This window comes from Legionella anisa (assembly GCF_001467525.1).
GTDB lineage: Bacteria > Pseudomonadota > Gammaproteobacteria > Legionellales > Legionellaceae > Legionella > Legionella anisa.
Window position 1 is genome coordinate 288,186 of record NZ_LNXS01000001.1, and the last position, 13,354, is coordinate 301,539.

Here is a 13,354-nt window from a genome sequence, read left to right on the forward strand (position 1 = left end):
AAGTTAGTTTGGACTGCAATTCCACTAATTACTTGCCAAAAAAGGAAAAACACACGAAGAATTGAGGATAGGAATCAATGGAGTCAGACTCGATTGATTTTTTGAGTTTGATGCTTATAGTAACATATTTGACATAACCTACTTCTATCTTATCTTTCGTCTTATGATGATACACATTGATCCGTTCGATACTCGTGATAGCTTTTTTTAAGTAAGCAATTTACAGTTAAAGAGGCTAATCATTTTTAAGGGATTAATATGATTTCAATAACAAAATATTGGGAAACGTTTAAAGACTGTGTTGATAATCTTCCTATATCAGGGGAAAATCAAGAGTATTCAAGACAACTCGCTACCGCGAACAAACTGATTGAAATCGGAGTGGGTATTGAGCAATTAGGACTCACCGAAATCAAACAAGTAGTGAATCAATTACAAGAAAAAGCCAAGCTATTTGAATATCGGGTATCATTCAATGCCCCTAAACAAAACTACACCTTTTATTTGCCAAAGATAACAAACTCAGAAAGTCTAATTTTCGCAATCATTTATTATCAACATCTACACAATTATCACAATGTCAATTACGAAGGGAGTATAATTTGGCCCTTGTCAAATCTGGTAATTAGTGGAGTTAATGAAAAAAAAATTACCACACGATTTCAATCAAAAGCAATGCTTAAGGAAATTCAAGCATATTGCCAAAGTTATAATATTGCTCTTAATGAATCTCAATTACTGAAAACAGACGATGAATCAGTCAAAGATTACATTGCCAGAGTAACAAAAACGTTCAGCCAGGAACCATTAGCACTTTATGTAATTGACTCACAACAACCTTATGATGAATCAGTGACAGCTGATGAGACACAAAGACTTGGACATTCGCTTGACTTATTTAAAAATCACAAGAATCAATTAAATGACAAGACTGATTCTTTCTCAAAAAAACTTACCGAGTTTCATCGAGCAACGCAAAACTATCTTAAGTTAAACAACGAATGGAACAATACATCTGTCTTTACCCAATTCTATTACTGGATAATTTCCTGGTTTTATCCAGTTCCTCAACTCCGGAATTTAAGACAGGCCAAAGAGCAATGTATTGATGCAGAAGCGGCCCTGAATCAAGAATTTTTCCCTAGTGAATCAGCTGAAATCTATCGTATCACATTAAAAAATCAACTGACCGAAATAAGTGTCGAATTTGAACGCACTCAAGAACAACTCAATCAACTTAAATTGGAGCAGCTAAAATTACAATTCCAGCCGCAAGAAATGAGCAACATCGTAACGCCAAATAACGCTATCCTTGCCACAGAATCTCCTGAACATGAGGACAAATCGTTAGAGATAGACGACAATGAAGATACGGAGATTTTATCCTCTGATTTTGGTGGTTATTATAGTTTTTTTAAAGAAAATCTCCCAAGCAGTCAAACGATTCAAGCTGCTGCTGTAGCTGCTGTAGCAATTGCAACTCAACAACTCTTATATCCATGAGCTTGCATTTTACTTTCTAAAGTTGGTAATTACAAAATTAACTATCGTAACCCGGATTAGGCGAGGCCGTAATCCGGGAATTGTAACCAATAACAACGATCTATTGTTTTAAGGAAAACTCTATTTCCCGCATTACGGCTTCGCCTAATGCGGGCTACACTTGTTACAGCACAGAAAATGAATTTTCTGTGGGGATGGACTCTAATTTTTCCTGGGCCTCTTGCTTTTCTTTGAATGAGATAGTCATCTCTTTGAAAAGTTTTAGCAAGGCTTTTGCAATACGATCATTAGGGTTTGCTGCTAAAAAACCCTCATGATGATGCTGGTAAGTCAAAATATGATTTTCTATTTGTAACGCTTCTATTGTCTTATCTTTACCTCTTGCAATAATTTTAACTTTAGCCTTATCTCTTGATTGAAAGAAAACAGCTTGATGGTGATGGCAAATACTTCGATAAGTAAAGCTTTTATCAGATTCTTTGATTAAATTATTCAATGATTGAGGGTCTTGGAATTTTTTGCCCTTACGCTCTAATCGTTGATAAAGAATACTATCTTTCTTATCCTTTACACGAATAGTATTTTCTGCACCACTTGAATGTTCTCGAATACTCTCTTCCAAATTCTTAATGGCAGCACCAAACTGGCTTGCAATAAATTGATGGCCACGACAAACCCCAAGTGTTGGGATTTTTTGTTCGCGTGCAAATTTTAAAAGAAATATCTCAAAAGATTTACGAAGGTCATTATTATCTTCAGGTACATCAGGACCTCCAGGTAAGATAAGGCCATGTATCTTTTCTGGTGTAGCGAATATAGGGTGATGGATATTGTCTTTTCCCGGATTAACAAGTACTACATTTAAATCTTGTTTTTGAAAAAATTCAATTAATCTTAGTGTATTATTGACTCCGTCTTTCGGATAAAAAAGCAGTACAACCAGAGGCTTAGAGCAATCTATCTCATCATCAAAAAGCTCATTACTATCCCAGTCGGCTGGATGAAAACTTTGTTTTCTGGTCGCTAAAATATCGATTATAGGCGGGGTTAGTTGGTTCTCATCTAAATGCAATTTTAAACAACTTGGGACTGCTAGTAATTCGAGAATTGTTATAGGCGACAGGGGATTACTACTTAAATCAAGCCCCTGAATTTTTGTTTTTAGAACCAATTGTTCGTTGGCATCTTTTATTCCACAATTAGCTAAACTAAGCACTTTAAGATTTGAATTCAAGACAAGATCTGTGAGATCAACGTTGCGCATCCAATTTCCACTTAAGTTAAGTCTTTCAAGCTTTGGATGTGCTCTACATGAGCTCATTTCGCTGCCAATTCTGTTTTCGCTGAGGTTAAGTTTGATGATGCTATCCAACCCCATCAGTGCTTGTGCTCCCTTTCCATCAATCAAGTTTCTACTTAGATCAACGCGAGTAATTTCCGGGTGTTGTTTTAAAAATGGAATGATATAAGCGAAAATCGATGCATTCGTTAAGTTCAGGTCAACAAGGCGCAAGGTTGTTTCATTATTGTAGTTCTTCAGAAGATCCAATAATCGTGCGCTATTCTCATTCTCTAGGGTCAGTCCATGCTTATAAAACGTATTCCAATTTTTGGAGCAAAATACACGCTCATCATCAAAGAGAATTTTTATAGGTGTTTCTTGATCGTCTAAATTGATTTTGGAAATTCTTGAATTAAGGCGTAGCAGTTCTGCACTGTGAGTCCTTAGTTTATTACCGCTTAAATCAAGTACTTTAATTGTGGTAGAGCTTAGCCATGTTTCATCAAGGTCACTGATATTACAATTTCTTAAATTAAGGGCTTCCAGATTAGAATTAAGAAGGAGTTCTTTAATATTATTCGCTTTAATCGAATTACCACTTAAATTGAGTCTCTTTAAATTTGCTTGCATCTCTAGGGAGATCGCTTCCTGTTCAAGGCCGATTCTATTATTACTTAGATTAAGTTGAATGATATTATTTAACTGCATCAGTGCATTTGCTCCTTCAGCATCAATTTCATTTCCACTCATATCAACAGCCGTAATTTTGGGATGCTGCTTTAAAAATGGAATAAGATGCATAACGACATCTGAATTCGTTATACGTAAGTGGGCCAAATTAAGAGTTTCGCCCTCTTCCGTTTCCGAATAATTTTTTAGCAAATTGAAAAAATCATTTTTTGGATTCTTATCAGGTCCATACTGATAAAAATCATTCCATTCATCATAATAAAATAGCCGAGGGTCGTTTCTAAATTGAATTTCAATGGGGTTTTTCTGGTAGGCCACATTAAAGCCTACGATATTGAGATTATTCATTACTCTCTCTATGCTGGAATCAGTGAGATAGTTTTGGTTAAGCTCAAGAATTTTAATTTTAGTGTATTCTAACAGTGCGTCATCAGCCGGGTCAGAAAGCCCACAATGACTTAAATTGAGTGCCTCGAGATTTGACTTAAGTAATTCCTGAAAATCAGTTTCAGTTATAGAATTATCACTTAAATCAAGTCGCGTAATGTTTTTATTTATTGTAAAAGGGCTCATTTCTCCAAGTTTATTTCGACTTAGGTTAAGTTTTCTTAACTTAGACTCCAAGAGTATCCTTGCTCCATTTTCATCAATATTATTGTTGCTTAAATTCAGCTCTGTAATTTCAGGATGTTCTTTTAAAAAAGGAATAATATAATTATTAACCTCTGCGGTGGTTAAATTTTTATTCGATAAATCAAGTACATTAGAGGCAGTATCATTTGCCAAAAGATCGGTTAGTTCTGCGAGTGAAATCATAATATACAATCCAAATATTGTTCATATTGTAAATTTTATGATTCATCAGTTAACAAAATATTAAACTCAGAAGAGAATTAGTTTGAACTGCTATTCCACTAATTGCTTACCGAAGGAGAAAAACGGCATGGAGAATTGAGGATAGGAGACTTCATCAGATGAGGTATTTAAGAATCAATAGGTCAGACTCGATTGATTTTTATTTTTTTGTTCATGGCGTTCATCAATTAAATAAAACTATGTCCGCTTTGAGCATTCCATAGTGTATTATAAAAACCACCAGCATCGATGAGCTGTTTATGGTTACCCATTTCAATAATTTTACCATTGTCCATAACTAGAATATTATCCATAGACAAAAGGGTCGATAATCTATGGGCTATCACAATAACCGTTCGGTTACTCATTGCAATGTGTAATGATTCTTGGATTAGCTTTTCTGTTAAAGAATCCAGTGAACTAGTGGCTTCATCTAAGATTAAAATAGGCGCATCTTTTAAAATAGCTCGTGCAATCGCAATTCGTTGACATTGTCCACCGGATAATTTAATTCCTCTTTCTCCAACATGGGTGTCATATCCTTGCGGTAATTTGACAATAAACTCATGTGCATGAGCTTTTTTAGAAGCATCAATCACTTCTTCATAACTGGCACCAACTCTGCCATACAGTATGTTTTCATAAACAGTTCGATGAAACAAACTGGGGTGTTGAGGTATAAATGCTATGTTTTCGCGTAAACTATGTTTGTTTATTGTGCTAATATCCTGCTCATCTATTAATATTCTTCCATTTTGGACATCATAAAGGCGCATGATAAGTTGAACCAAGGTGCTTTTTCCTGCTCCACTGTATCCAACCAAACCGACTTTAGACCCTCCCGGTATATTAGTATTTAAGTCTTTAATAATATGATCAGATTTATATCCAAAACAAACGTGCTCAATGATAATTTCCCCATGAGTTATGTTAAGGGACGGGGCCTCTGGATTTGGTTTTTGATAATGCTCTGTAAAAATCGTATCAAGAGCTTGTTGACATTGTCCTGCTTGTTCACCGACAAGCAATAAGCTCTCGGTAAGAAACCAGATCTGATCAATCACTGTAATTGCTAAAATAAAGATAAATACAAAATCCCCAACAGAAATTGTTCCTCTATTACCAAGAAAAAGCAGTAACAGTATTGATGCCCCTTGTAAAATCCAGGCAAACCCACCAAGTAGTGAAGCATTGAGCATATTTTTAAATTGCATGGATTGATCATGTTGAACTGCACTGGTTGTTGTTTTTTCTAAATAGCGCGCTTCATAGCTCTCTCTGGCAAACAAAAGCATATTGAGCACGTTAGAAAAACAATCAACAATGTTTCCTACATTTTTTGCTCGTGCTTCAGCATAGGCTTTGGCATAAGGTTTAATACTGTACGAACAATAATATGCCGTAGCAATAAACGCGATTGAGATAAGAAAAAAAATCAAGCTAAAATAAGGACTAACCAAACCCACCATAGCGATAGAAAGAATAATGGTTAAACCTTGCCGGGATATATTAAACCAAGTATTGACAATACTCTGGATGTTACTTGTTAAATCGGAAATTTTTGCACTAATTGATCCACTTAAATGATCTTGAAAAAAAACGTATGATTGATCTCTTAAATAAGTGGTAGTGGCAGCAATAATATCTGCCTTTATCTTTGGTAATGACCGCAAAACAATATAATTATAAAGACGCCATATAAAGGTAATGACAAATCCCAAGATAATCAGCAACAACGCAGGCTTTAAACTCACATCAAGAAATTGATTCTTTTTAGCATGAGCAACTGCATCTAAAAGAATTTTTAATACATAGGGTTGTAGCACATTATGGATAGATGAATAGATACCCACCAGCAACATGGCAAAAAACCACCACCGATAAGGATTCGCCATTTCGAAGAAAAAACTACGAAAATTTTGTGGTCTATTTACTTTTTTTGACATTAAGATCCTATTTAAATCTTCATGTTAACCACTAAAGTGAGGAAAAACTACTGAAATTGGTTGTAGTATAGCAGTTCCTAATCAGAAGATTTATGAGATGGGAAAAAGAAATCAATAGGGTCAGACGCTGAAGGATCCCTACGAAATAAGGGATAGTGAAGAACATTTTTATTTTTACATGAGACACGCTACGATTGCTTAAATAAAGCTTTTTTTCCTGAATTACTTCCTTTTTAACTGATTGTAATAATATAAAGCCCTCATACGTGCCTCATGATTATTAATAATCGGCTTAGGATAGTTTGTATCCAAATAAATCCTATTACACTCTTTTGATGCCCAAGGAGCATGGATTGATTGGCTGTCTAATTGAGAAAGCTCCAGAACCCAATGACGAATATAACTGCCATCAGGATCAAATTTTTGACTTTGTAGCACTGGATTGAAAATTCGAAAATAAGGTACTGCATCTGCACCACATCCAGCCACCCATTGCCAACTTGCACTATTGTTCGCTAAATCTGCATCAACAAGAGTATCTAAAAACCAGTCGGCACCCAAACGCCAATCAATGAGTAACCCCTTAGTCAGGAATGACGCGACAATCATACGGACACGATTGTGCATATAGCCTGTTGCCCATAACTCCCTCATCCCCGCATCTATTATTGGATAACCAGTTAAGCCCTTTTGCCAACATGATAATAATTTCTCATCGTTGTGCCAAGGAAATGCATCAAACTCATTTCTGAAATTCTCATATGGAAGTTTTGGAAAATGATAAAGTAAATAAACAGAAAACTCCCTCCATCCGAGTTCTGAAAGAAAATGTTCCACTGATGATAAATCACAGTTAGGATCAAGCTTCGCAAGTTCAATCGCTCTTAAAATTGTCCGTGGACTGATTTCGCCAAAATGCAAATGAGGCGATAAGCGTGATGTTGCATTTTTTATAGGAAAATCTCGATTTTTTTTATACCCATTTAGATGATGCTCGATAAAATCATGAAGTTTATGTTGGGCACCACCCTCTCCTGGAGTCCAATAGTCGTTAAATCGTGCAGCCCAATTGATGGTGGGTAATAATTTCCACTCCAAAAGCTTATCACTTTGAACTTCAATTCCAGCTGGACGATGTTCTAAATGCCTTGCTGGTTGAATATTAAGAGTTTGTTTACAGTGTTTCCAGTAGGGAGTAAATACTTTAAAATAATCACCGCTTTTATTTTTAATCGTCCAAGGTTCATGGAACAAACTTCCATTAGAGCTATGAACTTCAATACCCTGATCCAACAAAGTTGCTTTTATCTTTTTATCACGCAATAGAGCAGCAGGTTCATAACAGCGATTCCAGTATACTGAGCTCACAGAAATTTTCTTAAGCAAGTCTAAAATAATCTCTAAGGGATCACCCTTGCGCAGAGTGAGATATAATCCAATCTGGGCTAGGGAGTTGCTTAAAGAAGTAAGGCTATGATGAAGCCACCAGGCTTGTGCTCCTCCTAAGACACTATTTTTTTCATCATAAATATATAAAGGAATGACGAACTGATGATGTGAGCAAGCCTCGATAAAAGCAGGATTATCATTCAATCTTAAATCGTAGCGAAACCAGACTAATGCAATAGTCATATAAATCTCAAGCAGAAAGCAATGGTCAAATTTACCAATTTATCTAATAAATTCATAGGAATGAAATGAGTGGGGTAACGCCACAAAAACTGACGTTACTATAAAAAGCTTGCGCTCATTAATTTCTTAAAGCACTGAAGATGTTGCAATCAATTTTTTAAAAGATGCAAAATCCGGCTCAATTTTACTCATCAAAAAATAGAACCTCACCAGAGGAAACATCGTACAAACCACCAATTATTTTAATGGTTTTTTGATCCCTTAGCTCCTTTATAATACTACTTTTATTTAGAATATTTTGAATGCTATTTTTGATATTAATTTTCGCAACTTCATTGACATAAGGAAGATTACTTCCGTTTCGATTTTCTTTAAATGTTTTTTCCTGGTGGATTGCCGGTTTTATTTTTTCTAAAAGTTGAGTCAAATACCCCAAATTAGCTTCATCACAAGCCCCTTTTATTGCACCACAATTGGTATGGCCTAGCACTACGATTAATTTGGATCCTGCTGCTTTGCATGCGAATTCTAAACTACCAATAATATCATCATTCACAATATTACCAGCAATTCGAATACTAAAAATATCGCCTAGACCCTGGTCAAATATTAATTCTGCTGGTGTTCGTGAATCGATACAACTTAAAATTGTGGCGAAAGGGTATTGTCCATCCGCTGTTTCATTTACTTGTTGTAGTAAATTTCGATTAAATCGCAAGTTTTGAATAAACCGTTGATTACCCTTTCGCAGCAAATCAATTGCTTGGTCTGGGGTGATGTTGTGTTGATCTTTTTTACTAATCGTTTTCATAAGTTCTCCAATCCAATTATTTAATTATTTATCTTTTTTTTAATTTCCATGATGTTATTCTCTATGGTGTTACAAATATCATTCAGAGGTAAATGACTCAAATTTTCAATTGAAAAAGGGTTTTGTAACTCTACTCCTATTTGGTCTAATGAAAAAAGAGCATATGCAACCAAAGTCACGATAATCGGGTTAATATACGCAGAATAATTAACTAGAGCTACAGGAAGTATAATTAAAAATAAAAGGATAAATCGACGTGATTTGATTGCCATCACAAAAGGCATAGGCGTTTTTAATATCCGTTCGCACGCCCCTTGACAATCCAAAACTGCTTGACGAAGCTCTTCTGCTTTCAAAAAAGTAATTTACCACTTTCTTGCTTCTGCGATAACATTGAAGCCAGCTTTGACGAAATTAGATTAGGTTTATGTTGCCACTGCTGCAATTCAGCATATGTATCATCACATAATAAATGTTTTACTTCTTCTATAGAAGCAATCCCCCTAAGACTATTCTTCATAAGATAGGGCATTGCCGCAATTAGACCGAGAGTTTTATCTATCTCGCCCCTATTTGGAGAATTTACGTAACTTATTATAATAATTGCCAAGTTTCTACTACAATTAACTACATTGCCCCATAGTTTTCTTGCTTCCCACCAACGGTCGTATCCCGCGTTTACTCGAAAAACCAAAATTAATCCCATAATTACCCCTGCATACTCAAAAGGGCTTATAGGAAGAGACAACCAGGGAATAAAAATACTGAGTAAAGAAATAAAACACGAATAAACACATACCGCCAAAACCTTTTTCCATACTCTAGGAGTAACCGAACCATGAATGGCAAGCGCACATTCCATGAAATTAGGATACTCATATTGATTTATAATTTTTTTATTTTCTTTCATAGCACATCGCACCTAATTTATGCCTAAAACTTCTAGTTGTTTTGCATAATACAGTTAAAACAGGACATCGATTAGCACTCGATAATTCTTTATCTTTCAATAAACGTTTTTTGCGTTTTTCGAAAAGTTTATCAAGGTGGTATTCAATTGCCGGTGAGTATGAACAGAACAAAATATTATTTGAACTGATGACATAGCGTAAATCCCCTTAATTTTAAATTAATTTTTAAAAATAAAAAAAATTTCAATTTAATGATAAGAGATGAAATGTATATTACTTCTTAAGTAGTTGTTGTTAACCCTCCTGTTAATGGGGATTATCGGTTCTAATTTCAAGATAATTTTTAGGAAAAATTAGCATTCAATCGTACCTATAAACCTTTAGGTTCTCTATCATGGAGCAACGTAGGCTTTACAAACCTACGTTGCCTGGACAATCACTCTTCTAAGGTAATTGCTATTTTTTTCTCAGCAGCCGCCTCTTTTTTAGGAATTGAAATTTCAAGTACTCCATGCATATAACGTGCTGTAATTTTTGAATCATCAGCAGTTTGTGGCAGACTAAAACGTCGGTAGAATTGGCCTTGAGTTCGCTCTCTGCGTGTATAACCATTGCGCTCTTCTGACTTTTCAAAATGACGCTCTCCTTTTAGAGTCAACACATGTTGCTCCAAAGAAATATCGATGTCTTCTTTTTTTACACCAGGAATATCAGCAAGCACAACAAAGCGGTCTTTTTCTTCTTTGATATCCACAAGAGGAGACCATGTACTTGTTTCAATAAAGGAGGCATCCTCTCGTTGTGGATTAAAAAAATTTTCCAGCAAGCTATTCATTTCTTGATACATAGGTAATGTTCTTCGTAAAGTATTCATAGTATCTCCTATTAGTTTTTTGAATAATCTATAAATAGGGTCGTGCTGGTTTCATTTCAAGGACCCGAAAAATTTTTTCTTGCTCTCTTAGAACTAAATTGATTACCCACGCCGCGATATCTTAGACCCTATAGAGGATGCAGGTTGTTATTTACCAAAAGGAATGAGAACATCCTCGAAGTTGCAATTAAATTGTTATCAACATAATACAGAGTATGAATTACAGAAAACCGGCGATTTCTCGCCGGCATGGAAGACTTTGAGTAAGAAATGTAGGCGTATACAGCTTAAACTCCAGCTATATCTATAGTTTTCATCTGTAAATCCATTTGCTTATTACCACGCATAATAGAAACAGTCACTTGCTCCCCTACTTTTATTTCCGTAAGCATATTATATAACACATCATAGTTATGAACGGTGTGGCCATTAAGCGCTATAATAATATCGCCTAGTATGATTCGTCCCCAAGCATCTCGATGAGTACCTTTTAAATGTGCTTGAGCGGCTGGGGTATTGGGTAGAACATCTGCAACCAAGATCCCTTTATGTATGCCTAATTGATGAGCAATACTAGATGGAACACTTTGAATACCTATTCCAGACAATACCACTCGCCCATTTTGGATAATTTGCGTTACGATGCGCTCAATATCATCAGCAGGAACAGCAAAACCAATTCCAGCAGATGAGCCTGAAGGAGAGTAAATCATGGTGTTCATGCCAATTAACTGCCCAGCACTGTTCAATAAGGGTCCGCCAGAGTTACCAGGATTAATTGGAGTATCTGTTTGAATCATATTCCGAATCGTCACCCCACCGATCCCAGGAACTTTTCTACCCAAAGCAGAAATAACTCCTTTAGATAAGCTATGATCCAAGCCATAAGGATTACCTATTGCAATCGCCTTTTGCCCCACGATGAGATCATTAAGATGTACTATTTGAAATGGTGTAAATTGCTTTAATAAAACCAAGGCTTCTGGTGCTTCGATCTTTAAAACTGCAATATCTTTACGAGGCTCAGCTCCAACCACTTTTGCCGGAACTGTCATTTTGCCCAAAGTAATTGCCAATTTATCCGCTCCCTTAATAACGTGATAATTCGTGACAATATACCCGCTGTTATTCCAGATAATTCCAGAACCGGCACCATCTTTAACTTGCATTTTCTCAAAAGAAGGATTGGTAACTGTTGCCAATCTGTGAACATAAACTACTTTAGGTGATGAATCATGAAAAACTTTTACTGTATTTTGTTCATCAGGAAGAAGAGAGTCTAGATTTAAACTATATCCTGGGAAAACCAGAATAAAACATAAAACAAAAGAAATTAAATATATAAACCGTTGTTTTGCCATCGATATATCTCCATTAACTAGCCTAAGACCTAGCGTTCTAGCAAACCAGCATTGAAAAGACAATATAAAAGAAAAACACCTAAAAAAAGAAATGCCTGGAAACTCGGAAATATTTTGCAACGCATTGGAAACACAGTCAATGACCGAAGTAATGATAATTTTTTGTCATCCATTCCTGCATAGCCCGCTGGGATTCAATACAATTCTTATCAATGTATTGATTTATAATGAATTGCGATCTATGAAACCAAGAAACTCAATCTATGATCATGACCACTCAAGCAGATTTTATCTAATCATTTTTGCCGCTTCATAAACTCTTTTTCTTATCTCCTGTATCGGTTTGGGAATATTACATAGCAACACATAAAATATTTTTTCTTCTGGCCACCAGCAATAATCGCTGATAAAGCCACCCTGCGCACCCGTATGTCCGATCATTTGATGACCCATCGAATCTTTATTGATAAACCAGCTGAGCCCAAGTCGTTGCGGAATTTCATCTTTCCAATCAGGGAATGGGTATGGTGTTCTTGATTTATCTATCCATTCAACCGGCAAGAATTTATGCTGTTGAATAGCCTGTTCATAGTTCCATAATTCTTCTACGCTACTCCATACTCCTCCGTTACCTGCTGCCGCGAATGTTGGCTCTTCGCCATAATCCAGTTCTTCAAATTCTTTTTTATCATTCAATACATAACCATGTGAAACACCTGTTTCAGGATGCGGGCCGTCAGTAATAGTGGAAGTCTTCATTTCAGCGGGCTTATAAATATTCTCACTGATATATTGCTGCCATTTTTTACCGGTTACTTTTTCAATGATCAATGCAAGACCGTTAAATGCAGGGTTGGAATACCTGTACTGCGTTCCCGGCTCAAATTGTAATGCATCTGTTTGTTTCAATGGGGCAAAATTCTCTTCGTCTTTAGCGGTAAGATAAAAATCATGTTGCTCTTTTACGGGCCGGCTATCAGGAATGCCCGATGTATGGGTGAGCAGGTGATAAAGTTTTACTTTTTTTGCTATACCCGTATTCTTAAAGTCAGTAAAATATTGATACAGATCATCATCCAATGATAGTTTTCTTTCTTGGGCAAGTTTTAATATTCCATAAGCAACAAATGTTTTGCTAATCGAGCCGACATTAAAAAGGGTCTTTGTATTAATAGGCTGTTTTGTTTTCATATCAGCCAGGCCAAAACCATCCATATAGATGATCCGGTTATCTTTTACCACCAATGCGGCTCCCCCCGGTTCGCCGGAGTTGAAGTAAGATTGGAAGATAGTCCAGAACTGCACAGTAACCATTTTGTTTAATTGCGCCGTTGTGCTCATAAAATGAGCATTAATATGATTAAACATTATTTCATGATAGCATGAAGGTAGCGATTGTCACTGACGTGTCCTTCCGGCAAGGCTGTGTGACAGAGTTTAAATGATTTTGTAAAGTACGCTCTCCTTAAATTGTGGAGATTTACTCAAT

Annotated in this window: 10 protein-coding genes; 1 reads left to right on the top strand and 9 read right to left on the bottom strand. The window is 35.9% G+C overall.

What is annotated here, in order from left to right; translation table 11 throughout:
• Positions 1-258: 258 nt before the first annotated feature.
• Positions 259-1,503: a hypothetical protein gene (locus Lani_RS01330; protein ID WP_019235002.1), complete on the top strand. Its 1,245-nt coding sequence runs from the start codon at positions 259-261 to the stop codon at positions 1,501-1,503.
• Between the two features lie 163 nt (positions 1,504-1,666).
• On the opposite strand, the gene Lani_RS01335 is transcribed toward Lani_RS01330, so the two are convergent.
• The 9 genes from Lani_RS01335 to Lani_RS01370 form a co-directional block, all read right to left on the bottom strand.
• Positions 1,667-4,291, bottom strand: a complete 2,625-nt coding sequence (locus Lani_RS01335) for a glutamine amidotransferase-related protein (protein WP_019235001.1) — start codon at positions 4,289-4,291, stop codon at positions 1,667-1,669.
• A 227-nt stretch (positions 4,292-4,518) separates the two neighbouring features.
• Complete coding sequence (locus Lani_RS01340) at positions 4,519-6,276, bottom strand: ABC transporter ATP-binding protein (RefSeq protein WP_019235000.1); 1,758 nt, start codon at positions 6,274-6,276, stop codon at positions 4,519-4,521.
• A gap of 222 nt (positions 6,277-6,498) precedes the next feature.
• A complete protein-coding gene (locus tag Lani_RS01345; RefSeq protein WP_019234999.1) occupies positions 6,499-7,908 on the bottom strand; it encodes a cryptochrome/photolyase family protein in 1,410 nt (469 codons plus the stop codon).
• A gap of 184 nt (positions 7,909-8,092) precedes the next feature.
• A complete protein-coding gene (locus tag Lani_RS01350) occupies positions 8,093-8,719 on the bottom strand; it encodes a carbonic anhydrase family protein (RefSeq protein ID WP_019234998.1) in 627 nt (208 codons plus the stop codon).
• Between the two features lie 20 nt (positions 8,720-8,739).
• Positions 8,740-9,075 (bottom strand): bestrophin family protein, encoded by a 336-nt coding sequence (locus Lani_RS21010; protein WP_263291234.1) that lies wholly within the window; start codon positions 9,073-9,075, stop codon positions 8,740-8,742.
• Entirely contained in the window at positions 9,072-9,629 is a 558-nt protein-coding gene (locus Lani_RS21015; protein ID WP_263291235.1) for a bestrophin family protein, read from the bottom strand. Before Lani_RS21015 ends, Lani_RS21010 begins: the two co-directional genes overlap by 4 nt.
• Before the next feature lie 437 nt (positions 9,630-10,066).
• A complete protein-coding gene (locus tag Lani_RS01360) occupies positions 10,067-10,504 on the bottom strand; it encodes an Hsp20/alpha crystallin family protein (protein ID WP_019234997.1) in 438 nt (145 codons plus the stop codon).
• Positions 10,505-10,791: 287 nt separating this feature from the next.
• Positions 10,792-11,865: a S1C family serine protease gene (locus Lani_RS01365; RefSeq protein WP_019234996.1), complete on the bottom strand. Its 1,074-nt coding sequence runs from the start codon at positions 11,863-11,865 to the stop codon at positions 10,792-10,794.
• Between the two features lie 288 nt (positions 11,866-12,153).
• Entirely contained in the window at positions 12,154-13,233 is a 1,080-nt protein-coding gene (locus Lani_RS01370; protein WP_019234995.1) for a serine hydrolase domain-containing protein, read from the bottom strand.
• Positions 13,234-13,354 lie beyond the last annotated feature (121 nt).

Excerpts from the sequence above, each read along its gene's own strand:
- Lani_RS01330 (WP_019235002.1), top strand. The coding sequence starts at position 259 with ATGATTTCAATAACAAAATATTGGGAAACGTTTAAAGACTGTGTTGAT.
- Lani_RS01335 (WP_019235001.1), bottom strand. The coding sequence starts at position 4,291 with ATGATTTCACTCGCAGAACTAACCGATCTTTTGGCAAATGATACTGCC.
- Lani_RS01340 (WP_019235000.1), bottom strand. The coding sequence starts at position 6,276 with ATGTCAAAAAAAGTAAATAGACCACAAAATTTTCGTAGTTTTTTCTTC.
- Lani_RS01345 (WP_019234999.1), bottom strand. The coding sequence starts at position 7,908 with ATGACTATTGCATTAGTCTGGTTTCGCTACGATTTAAGATTGAATGAT.
- Lani_RS01350 (WP_019234998.1), bottom strand. The coding sequence starts at position 8,719 with ATGAAAACGATTAGTAAAAAAGATCAACACAACATCACCCCAGACCAA.
- Lani_RS21015 (WP_263291235.1), bottom strand. The coding sequence starts at position 9,629 with ATGAAAGAAAATAAAAAAATTATAAATCAATATGAGTATCCTAATTTC.
- Lani_RS01360 (WP_019234997.1), bottom strand. The coding sequence starts at position 10,504 with ATGAATACTTTACGAAGAACATTACCTATGTATCAAGAAATGAATAGC.
- Lani_RS01365 (WP_019234996.1), bottom strand. The coding sequence starts at position 11,865 with ATGGCAAAACAACGGTTTATATATTTAATTTCTTTTGTTTTATGTTTT.
- Lani_RS01370 (WP_019234995.1), bottom strand. The coding sequence starts at position 13,233 with ATGTTTAATCATATTAATGCTCATTTTATGAGCACAACGGCGCAATTA.